The following is a 20,529-nucleotide window of genomic DNA, read 5'->3' on the forward strand; positions in this document are numbered from 1 at the left end:
CGTCTGCCGCCCCTTGGTCTCGAGACTTTCCTCAATAGCAGTACAGGGCGCGGCACCACGGTAGGGACGTAAGTCCCGGATGACCCGGTCGTCCGTCGACTACGTGACGAGCGAGACCGACGTCGATCGGCGCAGCTTGCCCGACGGGGTCTTCGGGATGGTGCCCGGTCCCAGCACGACGACGTTGCGCGGGCGCACGTCGACCTCGGCGACCACCTCGTGGGCGACCTGATGCTCGATGCGGCGCACCTCCGCCGGGTCCTCCCAGGCGTTGGACTCGACGGCGACCGCGAAGGTCTCGCGCGCGTGGCCCGCGTCCAGGCGCACCGCGACGGCGCAGCCGGGGCGGACACCCTCGACGCGGCAGGCCGCCCGCTCGATGTCGGTCGGGTAGATGTTGCGGCCCGCCATGATGATGACGTCCTTGACGCGGCCGCACACCACGATGTTGCCCTCCTCGGTGACGTAGCCGAGGTCGCCGGTGTCGTACCAGCCGTGCTCGTCCTGGGCCGGGATGAACCCACCCATCGTCAGGTAGCCCGGAGTCAGGCTTTCACCGCGCAGTTCGATCACGCCGACGCCGCGCGGGGGCATCACGTTGCCGTGCTCGTCGATGACGCGCGCCTCGAGGTCCTTGAGCAGCGGGCCGAGCGAGGCCAGCCGCCGGGTGTTGCCCTTGGTGGCGGGCACGGCGCGGCGCAGCGCGGCCAGCAGGTCGGCGTCGACCTCGTCGACGACCAGGCCGGCGTTGCACGGGGAGAACGACACCGCCAGCGTCGTCTCGGCCATCCCGTAGGCCGGCAGGATCGCCTCGGGCCGCAGCCCGAACGGCTTGCCCGCGTCGATCAGATCCTCGACGTCGGCGGGCTCGACCGGCTCGGCGCCCGACAGCGCGAAGCGCAGCGTGGACAGGTCGAACTCGCCCGGCTTGGCCTGCCTGCGCAGCCGCTTGGCGAACAGCGCGTAGGCGAAGTTCGGCGCCGCGGTCATGGTGCCCTTGTACTTGTCGATGAGCTTGGCCCACAGCAGGGTGTCGCGCAGGAAGTCCAACGGCGTGACCTTGACCAGCTCCGCGCCGAAGTACATCGGGATGGTGAGGAAGCCCACCATGCCCATGTCGTGGAAGCAGGGCAGCCAGCTGACCATGACGTCCTTGTCGACGTCGTACTCGGCGCCGATGAACATCGCCTCGGCGTTGGAGTAGATGTTGCGATGCGTGATCTGCACGGCTTTGGGCGATCCGGTCGAGCCCGACGTCAACTGCATCAGCGCGAGATCGTCCTCGCCGACGTCGATCGGGTCGGTGGGTTCCGACGCCAGCAGGTCGGCGACGGTCAAAACCTTGATGCCCTTCTCCTCGAGCACCGGGATCGCCACCAGGAACGGCTCGGAGACGATGACAGCCTTGGCCTCGATCATGCCGATCACGTTCATCGTGTCCTCGGCCCAGACCACGAGGTCGGTGCGCGGGGTGGGCTGGTGCAGCATCGTCAGGCTGGCGCCGCGCATCCACAGGCCCTGGGCGGTCGGGGCGATCTCGACCGGGAAGCCGGCCAGCACGCCGACGGCGTCGCCGAGGCCGATGCCGGCCGCCTTCAGGCCGCCCGCGATGCAGCGCGCGCGCTCGTGCACCTCGCCCCAGGTGTGGCGGACAGGTTCGTGCGGTTCACCGGTGACCATGCCCGTCGTGACGGTGCGGGCATTGCGGTACATCTTCTCGGTGAATCGGCTCACGACGACCTCCTCGGTTTCCGGAGCTGGGGCGCCGGCGACATCTGCGTCAGGGCAAATGTCCTTGTCTCATGCTCCGACTGTTCAGCAGCGTTTTCGCGTAGGCGTGCACACATTTGGGGAGCGGTTGTGTCTCGAATCGGTGCTGCAAAAGACGGCCGCCGGTGTCCCGAGAACCGCCCGCCGAAGTGCCCGGCGGGCGAAGAGTCCGCGTAAGTTGCTTGACCGCTAGTTTTCACCGGGGATCATCTTAAGCAACTCTTAAGTAGCCGCCAAACTGTCGCGACAAATGAGGTCTGGGTCACACCCGTTCGTGACCGATTCGTTGCCGAGCGCACAGCCTTGTACGGGTCTCGGCGGTTTTTCTGTACAAGGCTGAGCGCTCGCGGCCAGAGAAGACCGTCACACCGACGTCGACGGCGTGGGCACCACCCGCGCGCCGTGCACCGGGCCGCTGGCCACCCGGACGGTCCGGCACACGCCCGCGCCGGACAGCCGGGCGCCGACGTCGACCGCGTCGCCTGCCGACGCGCACAGGAACGCGCACGTCGGACCGGACCCCGACACGATGCCGGCGAGCGCGCCCGCCTCGGTGCCGGCGCGCAGCGTGCGGCGCAACCCGGGGTCGAGGCTCAGCGCCGCGGGTTGCAGGTCGTTGCCGAGCAGCGGCGCCAGCAGCGTCGGATCGCCGGACGCCAGCGCGGCCAGCACCGGCTCGGGATCCTCCAGTCGCGGGGGCGCCTCGCGGTCGGCGCCGGCCGTCTCGCGCAGCCGGTCGATCTCGGCGAACACCGCGGGCGTCGACAGCCCGCCGTCGGCGAAGGCGAGCACCCAGTGGAATGTGGTGCGGGCGAGCACGGTCGCCAACTCCTCACCGCGTCCGGTGCCCAGCGCCGTCCCGCCGTGCAGCGCGAACGGCACGTCGCTGCCCAACTCGGCGGCCAGCGCGTGCAGGTCCCGTCGCGGCACGCCGAGCTCCCACAGCGCGTTCATCGCGACCAGCACGGCGGCGGCGTCGGCGCTCCCGCCCGCCATCCCGCCTGCGACGGGGATCGACTTCTCGATCGAGATCGCCACGTCGGGTGCGCGCCCGACGTGAGCGGCCATCAGTTCGGCCGCGCGCCAGGCCAGGTTGCGATCGTCGGTGGGCAGGGTGTCGACGCCCTCACCGGACATCTCGAGGGTCAGCACGTCGGCGTTGCGCACGGTGATCTCGTCGAGCAGCGACACCGCGTGGAACACGGTGGTGAGCTCGTGATAGCCGTCGTCGCGCGGATCCCCCACCTCGAGGTAGAGGTTGACCTTGCCGGGCACCCGCACGGTGACCGACCCGGTGGGAACCCACTCCGAGGCGGTGTTTCCGTTCCAGCCTGGCACGGCACGACACTATCGAAAGCCGTCGTCGCGGGCAGGCGGCTCGGCGAGGCGGACCCGCCGTCGGCACTACTCTCGATGACGTGCTGTCCGCCGGGAACCGGTTCGAGGGCTACGTCGTCGAGGAAGCCCTCGGCCATGGCGGGTACGCGACCGTGTACCGGGTGCACGATGCCGCCGATCCGGACCGGGTGCTGGCGCTGAAGATCCTCGACAAACGTCATCGCCACCTGGCTCAGGTCGCGCGGCTGCGGCGCGAATTCGAGCTCGCGCACCGGCTGCACCACCGCAGCATCGTGACGGTCCACGAGCGCGGGCCGGGGTGGCTGACGATGGAACTCGTCGACGGTGGCACCGTCACCGCGCTGCCGACGATCCCGCAACGCCTCACCGCGCTCGCCCAGATCGCCGACGCGCTGGACTACATCCACAACCGCGCGATCGTGCACTGCGACGTCAAGCCCACCAACATCCTCGTGGAGCCGGACGGCCCACGCGCCGTGCTCATCGACTTCGGCGTCGCGGTCGCGATCACCGACGACATCTGCCGTCGCCCCGGCGACGAGGTCGAGGCGTCACTGCCCTATTCGGCGCCGGAGTTGATCGCCAATCGTGCGCCGACCGACGCGACCGACGAGTACGCGCTGGCGTGTACGGCAGTCGAACTGATCACCGGAGCACCGCCGTTTCGCGTGGAGTCCCGCGTGGGGCTCGTCGACGCGCACCTGCACAAGCCCCCGCCGCGGCTGTCGAGGGAGTTCTCCTGGCTGCCAAGGGCGTTCGACACGATCCTGGCCAAGGCCATGGCGAAGGCGCCGGCGGACCGCTACCAGTCGTGCCGGGAGTTCGTCGCGCTGATCACGCGGGCGCTGGCTTGACCGGCTCGACGACGTGGTCATCGGCGGTCGGCGTCTCGAAAGTGCCCGAGCGCTGCAGCAGGCGCACGAAGTCAGCGATCGAGAGCGTCTCACCGCGGCGCGACGGGTCGATGCTGGCGGCGAGCAGCCGACGGGCCGACTCGTTGCCCGAACCCGCCCACTCGGCGAACGCATTGCGCGAGGTCTTGCGGCGCTGAGCGAAGGCGATGTCGATGAGCTTGAACACCCGCCCGCGGAAGGCGTCGTCGGTGGGCCACGGCGAAGCCTCGTACCGGTCGATGCGAACCAGTCCGGAGTAGACGCGCGGGATCGGCCAGAACACCGTCGGCGACACCATGCCGTACCGCCGGACGTTGCCGAAGAAGCGGACCTTCGCGCTGGGCACGCCGTAATCCTTGCCGCCGGGTTCGGCCGCGAGCCGCTCGGCCACCTCGGCCTGCACCATCACCATTACCGTTCGGATCGATGGGAACTCGGCGAGCAGATGCAGCAGCGCAGGCACGGCGACGTTGTAGGGCAGATTCGCGACCAGGGCCGTCGGTTCGTCGGCCAGTTCGGGCTTGCGCAGTTCGAGGATGTCGCGGTTGAGCACGGTCAGCCGGTTGATCTCGCTGTGCGAATGCTCGGCGATCGTGGTCGGCAGTTGCCGCGCCAGTACCGGGTCGATCTCGACGGCGGTGACCCGTGAGCCGCGATCGAGCAGCGCGAGGGTCAGCGAGCCCAGGCCGGGACCGACTTCCAGGACGTGATCGTGGCGGTTGACGCCGGATGCGGAAACGATCCGGCGGACGGTGTTGGCGTCGTGGACGAAGTTCTGGCCGAACGATTTACGCGGCCGAAAGTCGATCTCTTTCGCCAAGTGCCTTATCTCGGTACGCCCGAGTAGTCGAATGGTCAGCGCGCACCGATCCTTCCGCTACAAGTCGGCCACGCGCCCCACCCTTGCCGCGCACGAGTGACTTCAGCAATCGCGATCTGTTCTTCTCTTGTTGCCAAATCGGCTCTCGGAGCATACCTCAGACCACCGCTGCGTTCCCATGTGTTTTGATCAAATTGGACACCACCGTAAAAACCGTTACCCGTATTGATGGCCCAATTACCTCCGGCTTCGCACCTCGCGAGGGCGTCCCAGACCGGCCCGTTGCTCACCGGCGGCACCTCCGTGCCCGGTTTCGCGCCCACGCGGATGAGCCCGTCGCGGGCCGGCGTCACGACGACATTGGCTACTGGCAACCTGCCCGTCTCCTCGCCGTTGCGCTTCGCGATGGCGAACACGACGTCCTGCGTGCCCGCCATGCCCGGGTCCTCCACGATCTGGCGGCTCTGGTTCAGCGTCGGGTCCTCGACGCGCCTCAGGACCGGCGGCAGTGGCACCCGCTGGCTGACCTTCTCGATCCGCTCACGCGTGACCAGGATCTGCATGCCGTCGACCACGGGCGACGATGCGGCGGGCACCACGGTGTCGCGCTGCTGCAGCGGCGCACCCGCCGCTTCGAGCAGGGCGCCGACATTCGGCGCGGCCAGCGTGACAGTGGCGACCGCGCCCGCGTCGTGGAGCTGGACGGTCTTCGCGCTCACCACCGGAAGCGACATGCCCGCCAACGGAACTCGGCTGCCGCGCGAAGCCGCCGCGGGCGCCTTGTCGGTCATCTGCAGCTCGGCGAGCGCCTCGTCGACCGTCGACGCGGTCGTCCAGACCTGCCTGCTGTCCCTGCCGTCGGTGGAGATCTGCAGGGGCCGGCTGCGGCGCAGCACGATGTTGTCTGACTGATGCACCGGCTGGTCGGCGGCCGGGAAGAGGTCGTCACGTTCGCCGACGTTGAACCCGTTCTCCTCGACGACGTCGATCACGCGCGACTTCATCGTCGGCACCGTCATCGACGCGCCGTCGACGGTCAGCGTCACGGTCTTGTGAGCGGCCACGGCGTATCCGCCGGCAAAGGTCAGCGCAAGCAACGTGGCGGCGACCAGAAGTCGCAGCATCGGCGAGCGCGCTTCATGGATCTTCGTAAATGTATTCAAAACCTGGTCTATCCCCGACTCTCGGACTGAGCGTGACGGCCGGACAGCCTCAGCGTTCGATCACAAGACGGTAACGAATTGGACTATGCACAGCAACTCGCGAGCCCGTACGTGTCGACGGCCGCCGAAGTGGTTTCCTCCGCGAGCACTTGCGCCGGTTTGCCGAGGATCTCGGCGAGCGCTCGCACAGTGTAGGGGAGGCAGTACGGCTCGTTCGGGGCGCCACGGTACGGGTGCGGCGTGAGGAACGGCGCATCGGTCTCGACCAGTAGTTGCCCGGCCGGGATCAGCCGGGCCGCCTCCTGCAGCGCCTTGGCGTTTCGGAAGCTCACCGTGCCGGACAGGCTCAGCATCCAGCCGTGCTCGACGCAGGTGCGGGCCATCTCCGGTCCGGACGAGAAACAGTGGAAGATCACCGTTTCGGGCGCGCCCTCGGCGGCCAGCACGTCGAGCACGGCGGCGTCGGCATCGCGGTTGTGGATCATCAGCGGTTTGCCGGTGCGCTTGGCGAGGTCGATGTGCCAGGCGAAGGCGTCGCGCTGGACCGCCGGGTCGGCGCAGCCGTCGAGCCTGCCCGGCCAGTACAGGTCCAGGCCGGTCTCCCCGACCGCGACCACACGCGGATGCGCGACCAGTCGCTCGATAAGCGCCTTGGCCTCACGGGTCAACGCGCCGGCGCGGGTGGGGTGCAACGCGACCGCGGCGTAGACCCGCGGATCGGCGTCGGCGGCCTCGGTGACCCAGCGGGCGGACTCCAGGTCGTCGGCGATGGTGACGACGGCCTGCACGCCGACGGCGGCGGCGCGGTCGACGATCGCCGTGACGCTGGCCGCGTCGGTCGCGCCGCACGCGTCGAGATGGCTGTGCGCATCGATCAGCGGGCTCAGCGGTTCCGGTGCGGGCGGCCGCTCCCTTCTGCCTGAGCTCACCGCAACACCATAAGCTGAGCCCAAATGACTGACCCCTTCTACATCACGACGGCGATCGCCTATCCGAACGGCGATCCGCACGTAGGACACGCCTACGAGTACATCGCCACCGACGCCGTCGCGCGGTTCAAGCGGCTCGACGGATTCGACGTGCGGTACCTGACGGGCACCGACGTGCACGGGCTCAAGATGGCCGAGGCCGCGGTCAGACTCGGGGTGCCGACGGCCGAACTGGCGCGGCGCAACTCCGATGTGTTCCAACGGCTGCAGGAGAAGCTGAACATCTCCTTCGACCGGTTCATCCGCACCTCGGACGCCGACCACTTCGAGGCGTCCAACGAGATCTGGCGGCGGATGAACGACGCCGGCGACATCTACCTGGATTCCTACAGGGGCTGGTATTCGGTGCGCGACGAGCGGTTCTTCACCGAGGCCGAGACCAGCGTCGGCCCCGACGACGTGCGGGTGGCCACCGAGACCGGAGCGCCGGTGACGTGGACCGAGGAGCAGACGTACTTCTTCCGGCTGTCCGCCTACACCGACAGGCTGCTTGCGCACTACGAGGCGCACCCGGAGTTCATCGAACCCGATGCGCGACGCAACGAGGTGGTCAGCTTCGTCTCCGGCGGGCTGCGCGATCTGTCGATATCCCGGACGACGTTCGACTGGGGCGTGCCGGTGCCCGGACATCCCGACCACGTGATGTACGTCTGGGTGGACGCGCTGACGAATTACCTGACGGGTGTCGGCTTTCCGGACACGTCGTCGTCGGACTTCGAGCGGTACTGGCCGGCCGACCTGCACATGATCGGCAAGGACATCATCCGGTTCCACACTGTGTACTGGCCAGCGTTCCTGATGTCGGCGGGAATCGAGTTGCCGCGCAGGGTGTTTGCCCACGGCTGGGTGCTCAACCGCGGCGAGAAGATGAGCAAGTCGATCGGCAACGTCGTCGACCCGGTCAACCTCGTCGACACCTTCGGCCTGGACCAGGTCCGCTACTTCTTCCTGCGCGAGGTGCCGTTCGGCCAGGACGGCAGCTACAGCGAGGAAGCGATCATCGGGCGCATCAACGCCGACCTCGCCAACGAGCTGGGCAACCTTGCGCAGCGCTCGCTGTCCATGGTGGCCAAGAACCTCGACGGAATCGTGCCGGAGCCAGGCGAATTCAGCGCAGATGACCAAGAGCTGCTGGCCGCCGCCGACGGGCTGCTGCAGCGGGTTCGTGGGCACTACGACGCCGTCGCGATGCATCTGGCGCTGGAGGCCATCTGGTCGGTGCTGGGCGCGGCGAACAAGTACTTCTCCGTTCAGGAACCGTGGGTACTGCGCAAATCGGAGTCGCCGGCCGACCAGCAGCGGTTCGGCACGGTGCTGTACACGACGATGGAGGTCGTGCGGATCGCCGCGCTGCTCGCGCAGCCGGTGATGCCCGACTCGACGGGCAAGCTGCTCGACCTACTCGGACAACCCGCCGACGAGCGCAAGTTCGACGCGATCGGCATCCGGCTGAAGCCCGGCACGCAGTTGCCCGCACCGACCGGCGTGTTCCCCCGCTACCAGGCGGAGTGAATGAGCGCCTTACACGAAAAGCTCTACGACATCTACGACGAGGTCGTGCGGCGCAACGCCGGTGAGACCGAGTTCCACCAGGCCGTCTACGAGATCCTGACCAGTCTCGGACCGGTGGTGGCGAAGCACCCGGAATACGCCGAAGCCGAGGTGATCCGGCGGCTCTGCGAGCCCGAGCGGCAGATCATCTTCCGGGTGCCCTGGATCGACGACCGCGGCGACGTGCAGATGAACCGCGGCTTCCGGGTGGAGTTCAACTCCGCACTCGGACCGTTCAAGGGCGGTCTGCGCTTCCATCCGTCGGTGTACCTCGGCATCGTCAAGTTCCTCGGTTTCGAGCAGATCTTCAAGAACTCGCTCACCGGCTTGCCGATCGGAGGCGCCAAGGGCGGCTCGGATTTCGACCCCAAGGGCCGGTCGAACCGCGAGGTGATGCGGTTCTGTCAGTCCTTCATGACCGAGCTGTATCGCCACATCGGCGAATACACCGACGTGCCCGCCGGCGACATCGGCGTCGGCATGCGCGAAATCGGTTACCTGTTCGGGCAATACAAGCGGATCACCAACCGCTACGAGTCCGGGGTCTTGACCGGCAAGGGTCTGACGTGGGGTGGCTCCCGGGTGCGCACCGAGGCCACCGGCTACGGCACCGTGTTCTTCGTCAGCGAGATGCTCAAGGCCGGCGGCGAGTCGTTCGAAGGCAAACGGGTGGTCGTGTCGGGGTCGGGGAACGTCGCGATCTACGCGATCGAGAAGGTCCACGAACTCGGCGGCGTGGTGGTCGCGTGTTCCGACTCCAGCGGCTACGTCGTCGATGAGGGCGGGATCGACGTCGACACCCTCAAGGCGATCAAAGAGACGCGTCGCGGCCGCATCTCCGAGTACGCCGACGTGCACGTCGGCGCGCGATTCATCGCCGACAGCGCGGTCTGGGAGGTGCCGTGCGAGATCGCGCTGCCGTGCGCCACCCAGAACGAGATCAACGGCGCGGACGCCTTGCGGCTGATCAAGTCGGGCTGTCGCATCGTGGCCGAGGGGGCCAACATGCCGTGCATGCCCGAGGCCGTCAAGTCCTTCGGCGAGGCGGGCGTGGTGTTCGCGCCGGGCAAGGCCGCCAACGCGGGCGGCGTGGCGACCAGCGCGTTGGAGATGCAGCAGAACGCGTCACGCGACAGTTGGACCTTCGAGGACACCGAAGCGCGGCTCGCCGAGATCATGGGTCGTATCCACGACACCTGCCTGGCCACCGCCGAGGAGTACGGCCAGCCCGGCAACTACGTCGCCGGCGCCAACATCGCCGGTTTCATCCGGGTTGCCGATGCGATGCTCGCACTCGGCCTCGTATAGTGACGTAGCTCACATTCCGTCACGTCCGGGCGCCCGCCGGTGTCTTGAGGGCATGACCCAAAACAAGAAGCGCACCAAGGTCGTCGTCATCGGCGGCGGCTACTCCGGAACACTGGCGGCCAATCAGCTGCGGGCGCGCGGCGACCGGCACGTCCCAGACATCACGCTGGTCAATCCCCGCCCCAAGTTCGTCGAGCGGATCCGGCTGCACCAGATGGTGGCTGGCGGGTACGACGCATGCGTCGACTACGGGACGCTGCTCGGCGAGGGCATCCGACTGGTCGTCGACACCGCGACCCGGATCGACGCCGACACCCGGACCGTGCGGCTCGCCTCGGGCCGCTCTCTGGAGTACGACTATGTCATCTATGCGGTCGGCAGCACCGCCGCAGCACCGTCCTCGGTGCCGGGCGTCGTCGAATTCGCTTACGCGGTAGCCGAATTCGAGCACGCCCAGCGACTGCGCGAGCGGCTCGACGAGCTTCACCACGACGCGCCGGTGACGGTCGTCGGCGGCGGGCTGACCGGGATCGAGGTCGCCGCCGAGCTCGCCGAGCAGGGCCGCCGGGTCACGCTGGTCTGCGGCGGGCAACTGGCGCCGACGCTGTCGGAGCCGGGCCGCCGGTCAGTCGCCAAGGTGATGCGCAGACTCGGCGTCGTCGTACTCTCCGACGATGTCGTGCGCGAGGTCCGCTCCGACGCCGTGGTGTTCGCCGACGGGGCCGTGCGGCCGAGCGCGGTGACGGTGTGGGCGGCGGGCTTCGGAGTTCCCGACCTCGCGGTCACCAGCGGCTTGCAGACTGACGAGATGGGCCGGTTGCTCACCGACGAGACGCTCACGAGCGTCGACGATCCACGCATCGTCGCGGCGGGAGACTGCGCCGCGCCGTCCGGCGAGGCGCTGCGGATGTGCTGTGCATCGGCCTCCCAGCTCGGGCCGCAGGCGGCCAACACCGTGCTGAGCAGGATCGCAGGCACCGAGCCGGCGGTGTTCCAATACGCGCTACCGGGCACGTGCACCAGCCTGGGCCGGCGCGCGGGCGTCCTGCAGCTGGCCCGCAGGGACGACACACCGATCAACGTCTACTTCGGTGGCCGTGTCGCCGCGAAACTGAAGGAGGCCATCTGCAAGGGGACGGTCTGGGGTCTTCGCCGCCAGGCCCGCAAGCCGGGTTCGGCGTTCTGGTTCAAGGGTGGGCCCCGTCCTGAGCATCCGGCGGCCGAGGTGGTCACGCGATCGTGACCACCTCAGCAGGCGAACACGCCGAGCGGTTCACCCACCTGCGACCGCTGCTGTTCACCATCGCCTACGAGATCCTCGGCTCGGCAACGGAATCCGACGACGTGCTGCAGGACAGCTATCTGCGCTGGGCCGACGTCGACCTGACGACGGTGCGGGATACGAAGTCATACCTCGCGCAGCTGGTGACCCGGGAGGCATTGAACGCATTGCGGGCCAGAACCCGTCGCCGCGAGGAGTACGTCGGCCCCTGGCTGCCCGAGCCGCTACTGCTCGACGATCGCGATGCGGCGGCCGATGTCGTTCTGGCGGAATCGGTCTCGATGGCGATGCTGGTGCTACTGGAGACGCTCACCCCCGACGAGCGTGCGGTGTTCGTGCTGCGCGAGGTGTTCGGGTTCGATTACGACGAGATCGCGGGCGCGGTCGGCAAATCCGTGGCGACGGTGCGCCAGATGGCGCACCGCGCCCGTGAGCACGTGCACGCCCGGCGCAAGAGGTTCGGGCCCGTCGACACCGAATGGACGGCGCGGATCACCGAGCAGTTCCTGACGGCGGCGCAGACCGGCGACGTCGAAAGCCTGGTGTCGCTGCTGGCACCGGACGTCACGTGGACAGCCGACAGCGGCGGCAAGGCCACCGCCGCCCGCCGCCCGATAGTGGGCGCGAGAAAGGTCGCGTTCATCTTGAAGAAGTTCTTCGAGTTCGCCCGCGACATGGCCGACGTCCGTTTCGAGATGACCACGTGCAACTTCGCGCCCGCGGTCGTCATCTATCAAGGCGACGTGTTCGAGGGCGTCTTCCTGATCGAGATCGCCGACGGTCGGATCACCAACTTCTACGCCATGCGCAACCCGGACAAGCTGACGGCGTTCGTCCCGCGGACCATCAGCCGGTAGTGACGTCGGCCACATTCGCCGATCGGATGTCACACTCCGATGGTGCGAGGTGTCTCGAGGTCAGACCGGCCCATCGGCAGATTGGCCGCCACCGGCGGCCGGCGACGAGCCGGATGACCCAAGGAGAAGTGCAATGACCGAGAGCATGCCCCAGGTCGTCGTCATCGGCGGTGGTTACGCCGGCGTGATGGCCGCCAACCGCCTCGCTCCACACACGGACGTCACCCTGATCAACCCGCGGCCCCAGTTCGTCGAGCGGATTCGGCTGCACCAGCTCGTCGCGGGAAACGACGATGCGGTCGCCGACTACGCGACGGTGCTGTCGGAGGACGTCCGGCTGGTGGTGGACGGCGCCGAGCGCATCGACGCGGCGGCGCGGCGAGTCGAACTGGCATCGGGCCGGGCACTGAGCTACGACTATCTGGTGTACGCCGTCGGAAGCACCGGAGCCGTTCCGGCCGGCGTTCCCGGTGCGCGCGAGTTCGCCTATCCGCTCAGCGAATTCGAGCAGGCGCAACGGCTGACGTCGCGGTTGGCCGACGTGCCGCTGTCCGCGCCGATCGTCGTCGTCGGCGGCGGTCTCACCGGCATCGAGACGGCAGCCGAGTTCGCCGAGGCCGGGCGTGCCGTGACGCTCGTCGGCGACGCGCTCGCTCCGTCGCTGAGCGGCCCCGGTCGCCGCTCGGTGGCCAAGCGACTGCGCAAGCTGGGCGTCACGGTGATCGAGGACTCGGTCGCGGCGGTGACCGCCGACTCGGTGGCACTCGCCTGCGGGCGGACGCTGCCGAGTGCGGCGACGGTGTGGACCGCGGGCTTCGGCGTGCCGGGGTTGGCCGCGGCCAGCGGGTTGGCCACGGACGAGGTGGGCCGGTTGCTCACCGACGAAACGCTCACCAGCATCACCGATCCGCGCATCCTGGCCGCGGGCGACGCGGCGGCGCCGTCGGGCGTTCCGTTCCGGATGAGCTGCCAGGCCGGTCTGCCGTTGGGCGCTCAGGCCGCCAACACCGTCGTCAGCCGTCTGGCGGGTGCGTCCGCGGCGACCGTGAGCGTGCCGATGACCGCACAGTGCATCAGCCTCGGCCGCGGCGCGGGCACCCTGCAGGTGCAGCGAGCCGACGACACCCCGGTCAACCTCTACATCGGCGGTAAGGCGGGCGCCCTCATCAAGGAGCAGGTGTGCCGGTGGACGGTGAAGTGGCTGGCGGGCGAGGCGCGCAAGCCGGGGTCCTACAAGTCCCTCAAGGGTCCCGACCGCGCCCCGCAACTGGCCGCGCAGGAGGCGTCGGTGCGATGAGCGTCAAGCCGGGTGACGAACACGCCGAACGGTTCACCCATCTGCGGCCGCTGCTGTTCACGATCGCTTACGAGATCCTAGGCAGCGCAACCGAATCCGACGACGTGCTGCAGGAGAGCTACCTACGCTGGGCCGAGGTCGACCTCGCGACGGTGCGCGACACCAAGGCCTACCTCGCCCAGCTCGTCACCCGGCAGGCCCTCAACGCGCTGCGGGCACAGACCCGCAGGCGGGAGGACTACATCGGCCCGTGGCTGCCCGAGCCGCTGCTGCTCGACGCCACGGATGCATCCTCCGACCTCGTTCTGGCCGAATCGGTTTCGATGGCGATGCTGGTGGTGCTCGAGACGCTGAGCCCCGACGAGCGCGCGGTGTTCGTGCTGCGCGAGGTGTTCGGCTTCGGCCACGACGAGATCGCCTCGATCGTCGGGAAGTCGGCCGCTGCCGTGCGCCAGATGGCCCATCGCGCCCGTGAGCACGTGCAGTCGCGCCGCAAGCGGTTCGAGCCCGTTGACCCGACGCTCTCGATGGAGCTCACGGCGCGGTTCTTCGCCGCGGCGTCGACCGGTGACCTCGACGGGCTGCTGGAGATGCTGACCGACGACGTCGCGTGGACCGCCGACAGCGACGGCAAGGTCAGCGCCGCCCGCAGGCCCGTCGTCGGCGCCGATCGGGTCGGCCGGGTGTTGATCGGCCTGATCCGGCAGGCCGGCGAGGCCGGGCGGGTGGAGCCCGCCTGGTACAACAACGCCCCGGCGCTGAAGCTCTACCTCGGCGACAGCTTCGAGGGCATCATCACCATCGAGATCACCGACGGCCGGATCTCGCACTTCTACGCGATGCGCAATCCCGACAAACTGGCGGGCATCGACATCCCGCGCGAGATCAGCAGGCAGGTCTGACAAGCTGGTTCGGTGCGGATCGAGCGGCTCGGCGACCTGGGCAGCGCCCCGGCGGTGCTGCGTGCCGTCGCCTACGCCGGTTCGCGATTGGGGCTGCCGCCGCCGGCCGCGCTGATCGGCGAGTGGTTCGACTCCGGGGCCGTGATCGCGCCGTCGGTGAGTGCGATGCCCGTGTCCTCGGCGTTCGACGTCGTCCCCGGCTCGGGCGGCGCCGTCGGCGGGGGCTGGTTCGGCTGTCTGTCGTATCCGGACGCGGGCGCCGACGGGGTTGGACCGCGAATCCCCGGCGCGGCCGGCGGCTGGTCGGACTGCGTGCTGCGCCAGGACCGCGACGGCCGGTGGTGGCATGAAAGCCTCAGCGGCGCAGCACTTCCCGAGTGGGTCGCCGAGGCCCTTCGAACAACTGCGGCGCCGAGGCCGGCAGCCGTGGCGTGGGGCGACGCCGACCGGGACGCGCACCGCCGCGGCGTGCTCGAGTGCCTGGAGGCCATCTCGGCGGGCGAGGTGTACCAGGCGTGTGTGTGCACGCAGTTCCGCGGGCGGCTCGACGGGTCCTCGATCGACTTCTTCGCCGACGCGGTGGCGCGCACCTCACCCGCGCGCGCGGCGTACGTCGCGGGACCCTGGGGTGCGGTGGCGTCGCTGTCGCCGGAGTTGTTCCTGCGCAGGCGTGGTGCGGCCGTGGCGTCGAGCCCGATCAAGGGCACGCTGCCGCTGTCCGCCGACCCCCTGCAGCTGCGCGCCTCGGTCAAGGACGTCGCGGAGAACATCATGATCGTCGACCTGGTCCGCAACGATCTGGGCCGGGTCGCCGACACCGGGACGGTGTCGGTGCCGGAACTGCTGACGGTGCGGCCCGCGCCCGGGGTGTGGCATCTGGTGTCGACGGTGACCGCGCGGGTCGGCGTCGACGTGCCGATGTCGGCGGTGCTCGACGCGACGTTCCCGCCGGCGTCGGTGACCGGCACACCGAAAACGCGGGCCCGCGAGCTGTTGTCGCACTGGGAGCCCCACCGCCGTGGCATCTATTGCGGCACAGTCGGGTTGGCCTCTCCCGCCGCCGGCTGCGAGCTGAACGTGGCGATCCGGACGGTCGAGTTCGACGCGGCGGGCAACGCGGTGCTCGGCGTCGGAGGCGGCATCACCGCCGATTCGGATCCCGACCGCGAGTGGGAGGAGTGCCTGCACAAGGCGGCCCCGACCATCGACGTCTCATCCCCTGGCGCGCAGAACCGCATCGTAGAGCTCACGCCGCGGCGGTGAGCCCGGATTGGCCGCGACCACCTGCGCGCAGGCGTCCTTGACCCGGACCCCGTCGTCGACCAACGCCTTCACCTGCTCGACCAGCGTCTCGAGATCCGCCCTGGGGACGGCGCCGGCCAGCACCACGGTGATCTCGCCGAGCACGCCGTCGGCCGCCCACCCGGCGAGGTCGCCCAGCGTTCCGCGGAGAACCTCCTCGTGGGTCTTGGTCAGCTCGCGGCACACGACGGCGCGGCGGCCGGCACCGAGCACGTCGACGGCGTCTTGGAGCGTGCCCGCGAGCCGTCGGGGCGACTCGAAGAACACGCAGGTGCGTTGCTCGGCGGCCAGGCCGGTCAGCCAGGCCTTGCGGGCGGCCTGCTTGCGCGGCGGAAAGCCCTCGAAGCAGAACCTCTCGGCGGGCAGTCCGGAGACCGCCAGGGCCGTCGTCACCGCCGAGGGCCCGGGCAGGCAGGTGACTGCGGCCCCGGCTTCGATGCACGCCGTCACCAGGCGGTAGCCGGGATCGCTGATCAGCGGCATGCCGGCGTCACTGACCAGCAACACCGTCGCCCCGGAGCGGATGTCGTCGAGCAGGCCGGCCACTCGCGACGCCTCGTTCTGGTCGTAGAGGCTGAGCACCCGGCCCCGCGGCGCGACCTCGAGCGACTGCGCCAACGTGCGGATGCGGCGGGTGTCCTCGGCGGCGACGACGTCGGCGGTCGTCAGCGCCTCGATCAGCCGGGCCGAGGCGTCAGACGGCCTGCCCAGCGGCGTGGCGCCGATCAGCAGTCGGCCGGTGCTCATGTGCGACAGCCTACGATCGCTGTCGTGACCGCCCCCGCCACCGAAGCGCCGCGCGCGGTCCCCGTCATCAGCCCGGCGCCGCAGGTGCCCGTCGCCGACTTCGGGCCCGTCGACCGCCTGCAGGGCTGGGCGATGACGACGGTCGTCACCGCGCTGGCCACGGCGACCCGCTTTCTCAACCTCGGGTCGCCCACCGATGCGGGCACGCCGATCTTCGACGAGAAGCACTACGCGCCGCAGGCCTGGCAGATGCTGCACAACCACGGCGTCGAGGACAACCCGGGGTACGGGCTGGTGGTACACCCGCCGCTCGGCAAGCAGCTGATCGCGATCGGCGAGGCGATCTTCGGCTACAACGGACTGGGCTGGCGGTTCTCCGGCGCCGTGTGCGGCGTGATCATGGTGTTGCTGGTGGCGCGGATCGTGCGTCGGATCAGCCGGTCGACGATCGTCGGCGGCATCGCCGGACTGCTGGTGATCGCCGACGGAGTCAGCTTCGTGACGGCCCGCACGGCGCTGCTGGACGGCTTCCTGGTCGTGTTCGTGGTTGCGGCGTTCGGCGCCCTGATCGTCGACCGGGACCAGGTGCGCGAGCGGATGCACGTCGCACTGCTGGAGGGTCGCATCGCGGAGACGCCATGGGGTCCGCGGCTGGGGGTGCGATGGTGGCGGTTCGGCGCCGGCGTACTGCTCGGAATGGCATGTGCGACAAAGTGGTCCGGGCTGTACTTCGTCGCGTTCTTCGGCGTCATGACGCTGGCGTTCGACATCGCGGCGCGCCGCCGGTACCGCGTCGGCCGACCGTGGCTGGGGGCGTTCCGGCGCGACCTCGGCCCGTCGCTCTATGCGCTGGTGCTGATTCCGTTCGGGGTCTACCTGGCCTCCTACACCCCGTGGTTCGCCTCGGAGACGGCCGTGAACCGCCACGAGGTCGGCCAGTCGATCGGTGAGAACAGCGTGCTGCCGCTGCCCGACGCGGTGCGCTCGCTCTGGCACTACACCTACAACGCCTACAAGTTTCACTCCGAACTGACCAACGCCGAGGGCAACCATCATCCGTGGGAGTCCAAGCCATGGACGTGGCCGATGTCGCTGCGGCCCGTGCTGTATGCGATCGACAACCAGGATGTGCCGGGGTGTGGCGCGCAGTCGTGCGTCAAGGCCGTGATGCTGGTGGGCACGCCCGCGATGTGGTTCCTCGCGGTGCCGGTGCTGCTGTGGGCCGTCTGGCGGACGTTCGTGCGGCGGGACTGGCGGTATGCCGTCGCGCTGACGGGCTACAGCGCGGGTTTTCTGCCGTGGTTCGCCGACATCGACCGCCAGATGTACTTCTTCTACGCGGCGACGATGGCGCCGTTCCTGGTGATGATGATCGCGTTGATCCTCGGCGACATCCTGTACAAGCCGAATCAGAATGCCGAGCGCCGGACGCTCGGGCTCATCGCGGTGAGTTGCTATGTCGCGCTGGTGCTGACGAACTTCGCCTGGATGTACCCGATTCTGACCGGCATCCCGATCTCCCAGGCGACGTGGAACATGCAGATCTGGCTGCCGTCCTGGCGGTAAGCCACGTTCGCGAAACGTACACCAGGGTCGTAGTTCGACACTTATCCACAGCCCTGGTGTACATCTCGCGAATCTGGGGTTGAGTTGTCGGCGGGCCCGACCAACATCCGGGGCATGGAACGCGCATACGTCGGCGGCGAATTGCTCGCAGGCGGACTGACTCGGAGCCAATTGCGTTGGCGCTATAAGGCCGTCCACCCTCGCATATACGTGCCACGCGGCTCTGAAAAATCTGTCCGGCTCAATGCGTATGCCGCCTGGCTCTGGACCGATCGCCGCGGCATCGTGGCCGGACGCGCCGCGGCGTCACTGCATGGAGCACTATGGGTCGATCCCGGAACGGTTATCGAGATGATCGCCCCGCGCGAGCGGAAGCGGCCGGGTGTGCTCGTACGGAATGAGCGCATCGACTGGGACGAAGTCTGCACGATCGGCGAACTCGCAGTCACCACGCCGGCGCGCACCGCGCTGGATCTGGCTCGACACCTCAAGCGCGATCTGGCCGTCAGACACCTCGATGCCCTGGCGGCGGCGACCGGCGTGACCGCTGAGGATGTCGCTCCGCTCGTCGAGCGTTATCGCGGTTGGCGGGGAATGAAGCGTGCGCGCGTCGCACTCGACCTGATGGACGGCGGTGCTCAGTCACCCAAGGAGACGTGGCTGCGCCTTCTCGTCATCGACGCAGGGTATCCGCGGCCGCGCACCCAGATTCGGGTTCATGACGGCGCCGCGGAGGCCTTCCTTGACATGGGTTGGGACGAGCCGATGATCGCCTTGGACTACGACGGTGAACAGCATCAGACGGATCGACCGCGATTTGTCCACGACATCGGACGCAACGCGCTGGTGGAGAGTCAAGGTTGGCTCGACATTCACGTGGTCAAGGAGCACAGCCGCGGCTTCATATTGCAGCGACTGCGAGAGGCCGCCGAGCGGCGCGAGTGGTTTCCGCTCGCGAGGCGTACACCAGGGTCGTGATCGCGGGTGTTCTCACAGCCCTGGTGTACGTTTCGCGAAGTAGGGCAACTAGAGCGGATCGCGGGCCGCAGGGCACGACATGCAGCGCGGGCCGCCGCGGCCGGTGCCCAATTCCGACGCCGAGATCGGCAACACCTCGATGCCGGCATCGGCCAGCCGGGCGTTCGTCTCCACGTTGCGCTCGTAGGCGACCACCACACCCGGCGCGACCGCCAACGTGTTGTTGCCGTCGTCCCACTGCTCACGCTCGGCCGTCACCGGGTCGAGACCGGTCGCGATGACGCGCAACCGCTCAATCCCCATCGCCGTCGCGGCGGCCTCCACGAACGGCACCTCGTCGTCGATCCGCACCCCACCGGACCCGTCACGGTGAATCGTGAACGCCGACAACGAATTCACGATCGCGGGATACATCACGACCGCATCGACGTCGACCATCGTGCATACGGTGTCGAGGTGCATCTGCGCGCGCTCCTGCGCGATCGGCACGGCCAGCACGGTATGCGCGAGATCGTCGTCGAACAGGCTGCGGGCCAACGCCTCCGCGCCCGCAGGGGTGGTGCGCTCCCCCACGCCGACCGCAATCACGCCGGGCGCCAGCAGCAGCACGTCGCCGCCCTCGACGGGCGCCGAGCGCGACTCGTACGCCCGTCGCACGCCGAGGAACCGCGGATGGTGCGCATAGATCACGTCGGTCAGCGACGTCTCGCGCACCCGCGCCGGTAGCGCCAGCGACGTGATCGCCACCCGCGGGCCGATCCAGAACGACGAGTCGCGCGTGAACAACAGGTTGGGCAACGGGTCGATGACGAAATCCGCGCCATGGTGCATCCGTCGCACCAGTGACAGCTCACCACCGGACAGCGGCAGCTCGTTGAAAGTCATCCCCGCCATCAGCACCCGCGCCAGCGGCGCCGGCTCGATTGTCCGCAGATACGTCGAAAGCTCCTGCGCCAGCGGCAGACCCAGCCGCCGCGGATCCACCGCCGCCGCGATGCCGTGCATCCTGGCCGCGCCGCTGTGCGACAACGCCTCGGTCAGCAGATCGGCCAGCAGCAGGACCTCGACACCACGCGAGGACAGCAGCGCCGCGAACGCGTCGTGCTCCTGCTGTGCCCGCGCCACCCACGGCAGGCCGTCGAAGAGCAGCGCGTCGTTGTTGCGGGGCGTCAACCGCTGCAGTTCGGCGCCGGGCCGATGCAGGATGACGGCACGCAACCGCCCCACCTCGGAATCGCAGCCCAACGTCACATGTAGCACCGTAACGGCAGGAAGGCGCCGGTTCGCCTCAACTATCGTTGAGGTTATGGAAACGGTCCATGAGCTGACGCCCGGCGAGTTGTCGCTCCGCAGCGGGGTTGCGGTGTCGGCGCTGCACTTCTATGAGCGTGAAGGGTTGATCCGCAGCCGGCGCACCTCGGGCAACCAGCGCCGCTACGCTCGCGAGACACTGCGGCGTGTCGCGTTCATCCGGATGTCGCAACGGCTCGGCATCCCACTGGCCCGCATTCGCGAAGCGCTGGCCACCCTTCCCACCGACCGGGTGCCGACTAGCAAGGACTGGGCCAGGCTGTCCGCCGGCTGGCGCCAGGACCTCGACGACCGCATCGTGCATCTGCAGCGCCTGCGCGACAACCTGACCGGCTGCATCGGCTGCGGCTGCCTGAGCCTGAAGACCTGTGCGCTGACCAACCCCGGCGACGTGCTCGCCGGTCAGGGACCCGGCGCCGTCAAGCTGTAGGCCT

18 protein-coding genes are annotated in these 20,529 nt (G+C 68.9%); 11 read left to right on the top strand and 7 right to left on the bottom strand.

What is annotated here, in order from left to right; translation table 11 throughout:
* Positions 1–99: 99 nt before the first annotated feature.
* Positions 100–1,734 carry a fatty acyl-AMP ligase gene (locus tag ABGB19_RS06230; RefSeq protein WP_347685014.1) on the bottom strand — a complete coding sequence of 545 codons (1,635 nt, stop codon included), beginning with the start codon at positions 1,732–1,734 and terminating at the stop codon, positions 100–102.
* Between the two features lie 399 nt (positions 1,735–2,133).
* Positions 2,134–3,108 (bottom strand): 4-(cytidine 5'-diphospho)-2-C-methyl-D-erythritol kinase, encoded by a 975-nt coding sequence (locus tag ABGB19_RS06235; protein ID WP_347685015.1) that lies wholly within the window; start codon positions 3,106–3,108, stop codon positions 2,134–2,136.
* 80 nt (positions 3,109–3,188) lie between these two features.
* Here ABGB19_RS06235 and ABGB19_RS06240 point away from each other — a divergent pair, with 80 nt between their 5' ends.
* The gene (locus ABGB19_RS06240) at positions 3,189–3,983 is read left to right on the top strand and encodes a serine/threonine-protein kinase (RefSeq protein WP_347685016.1); all 795 of its coding nucleotides are present in this window, start codon (positions 3,189–3,191) and stop codon (positions 3,981–3,983) included.
* Here ABGB19_RS06240 and rsmA read toward each other — a convergent pair.
* The 3 genes from rsmA to ABGB19_RS06255 form a co-directional block, all read right to left on the bottom strand.
* The gene (gene rsmA, locus ABGB19_RS06245; protein WP_347685641.1) at positions 3,964–4,881 is read right to left on the bottom strand and encodes a 16S rRNA (adenine(1518)-N(6)/adenine(1519)-N(6))-dimethyltransferase RsmA; all 918 of its coding nucleotides are present in this window, start codon (positions 4,879–4,881) and stop codon (positions 3,964–3,966) included. The genes ABGB19_RS06240 and rsmA overlap by 20 nt on opposite strands.
* Complete coding sequence (locus ABGB19_RS06250; RefSeq protein ID WP_347685017.1) at positions 4,878–6,005, bottom strand: transglycosylase family protein; 1,128 nt, start codon at positions 6,003–6,005, stop codon at positions 4,878–4,880. The genes rsmA and ABGB19_RS06250 overlap by 4 nt, the downstream gene beginning before the upstream one ends.
* Before the next feature lie 83 nt (positions 6,006–6,088).
* Complete coding sequence (locus ABGB19_RS06255; protein ID WP_347685018.1) at positions 6,089–6,934, bottom strand: TatD family hydrolase; 846 nt, start codon at positions 6,932–6,934, stop codon at positions 6,089–6,091.
* A 24-nt stretch (positions 6,935–6,958) separates the two neighbouring features.
* On the opposite strand from ABGB19_RS06255, the gene metG reads away from it, so the two are divergent.
* From metG to ABGB19_RS06290, 7 genes are all read left to right on the top strand, one after another.
* Complete coding sequence (gene metG / locus ABGB19_RS06260; RefSeq protein WP_347685019.1) at positions 6,959–8,506, top strand: methionine--tRNA ligase; 1,548 nt, start codon at positions 6,959–6,961, stop codon at positions 8,504–8,506.
* Positions 8,507–9,853, top strand: coding sequence for an NADP-specific glutamate dehydrogenase (gene gdhA, locus ABGB19_RS06265; RefSeq protein WP_347685020.1), 1,347 nt, complete (start codon positions 8,507–8,509; stop codon positions 9,851–9,853).
* Positions 9,854–9,905: 52 nt separating this feature from the next.
* The gene (locus ABGB19_RS06270) at positions 9,906–11,096 is read left to right on the top strand and encodes an FAD-dependent oxidoreductase (RefSeq protein WP_347685021.1); all 1,191 of its coding nucleotides are present in this window, start codon (positions 9,906–9,908) and stop codon (positions 11,094–11,096) included.
* Positions 11,093–11,992 (top strand): RNA polymerase sigma factor SigJ, encoded by a 900-nt coding sequence (gene sigJ / locus ABGB19_RS06275; RefSeq protein ID WP_347685022.1) that lies wholly within the window; start codon positions 11,093–11,095, stop codon positions 11,990–11,992. The genes ABGB19_RS06270 and sigJ overlap by 4 nt, the downstream gene beginning before the upstream one ends.
* A gap of 133 nt (positions 11,993–12,125) precedes the next feature.
* Positions 12,126–13,289 carry an FAD-dependent oxidoreductase gene (locus tag ABGB19_RS06280; protein ID WP_347685023.1) on the top strand — a complete coding sequence of 388 codons (1,164 nt, stop codon included), beginning with the start codon at positions 12,126–12,128 and terminating at the stop codon, positions 13,287–13,289.
* Positions 13,286–14,191: an RNA polymerase sigma-70 factor gene (locus ABGB19_RS06285; RefSeq protein ID WP_347685024.1), complete on the top strand. Its 906-nt coding sequence runs from the start codon at positions 13,286–13,288 to the stop codon at positions 14,189–14,191. The genes ABGB19_RS06280 and ABGB19_RS06285 overlap by 4 nt, the downstream gene beginning before the upstream one ends.
* Before the next feature lie 12 nt (positions 14,192–14,203).
* Positions 14,204–15,454, top strand: coding sequence for an aminodeoxychorismate synthase component I (locus ABGB19_RS06290; protein ID WP_347685025.1), 1,251 nt, complete (start codon positions 14,204–14,206; stop codon positions 15,452–15,454).
* Here ABGB19_RS06290 and rsmI read toward each other — a convergent pair.
* Positions 15,404–16,240, bottom strand: coding sequence for a 16S rRNA (cytidine(1402)-2'-O)-methyltransferase (rsmI, locus tag ABGB19_RS06295; RefSeq protein WP_347685026.1), 837 nt, complete (start codon positions 16,238–16,240; stop codon positions 15,404–15,406). The two genes, ABGB19_RS06290 and rsmI, sit on opposite strands and share 51 nt — an antisense overlap.
* A 24-nt stretch (positions 16,241–16,264) precedes the next feature.
* On the opposite strand from rsmI, the gene ABGB19_RS06300 reads away from it, so the two are divergent.
* Both ABGB19_RS06300 and ABGB19_RS06305 read left to right on the top strand, forming a co-directional pair.
* A complete protein-coding gene (locus ABGB19_RS06300) occupies positions 16,265–17,806 on the top strand; it encodes a phospholipid carrier-dependent glycosyltransferase (protein ID WP_347685027.1) in 1,542 nt (513 codons plus the stop codon).
* A gap of 114 nt (positions 17,807–17,920) precedes the next feature.
* Positions 17,921–18,784: a type IV toxin-antitoxin system AbiEi family antitoxin gene (locus tag ABGB19_RS06305; RefSeq protein ID WP_347685028.1), complete on the top strand. Its 864-nt coding sequence runs from the start codon at positions 17,921–17,923 to the stop codon at positions 18,782–18,784.
* Between the two features lie 48 nt (positions 18,785–18,832).
* On the opposite strand, the gene arcA is transcribed toward ABGB19_RS06305, so the two are convergent.
* Positions 18,833–20,044, bottom strand: coding sequence for an arginine deiminase (gene arcA / locus ABGB19_RS06310; protein WP_347685029.1), 1,212 nt, complete (start codon positions 20,042–20,044; stop codon positions 18,833–18,835).
* 46 nt (positions 20,045–20,090) lie between these two features.
* On the opposite strand from arcA, the gene soxR reads away from it, so the two are divergent.
* On the top strand, positions 20,091–20,525 hold the full coding sequence (gene soxR / locus ABGB19_RS06315) for a redox-sensitive transcriptional activator SoxR (RefSeq protein WP_347685030.1): 435 nt from the start codon (positions 20,091–20,093) through the stop codon (positions 20,523–20,525).
* Positions 20,526–20,529: the final 4 nt, after the last annotated feature.

The organism is Mycobacterium sp. B14F4 (assembly GCF_039871645.1).
Lineage (GTDB): Bacteria > Actinomycetota > Actinomycetes > Mycobacteriales > Mycobacteriaceae > Mycobacterium.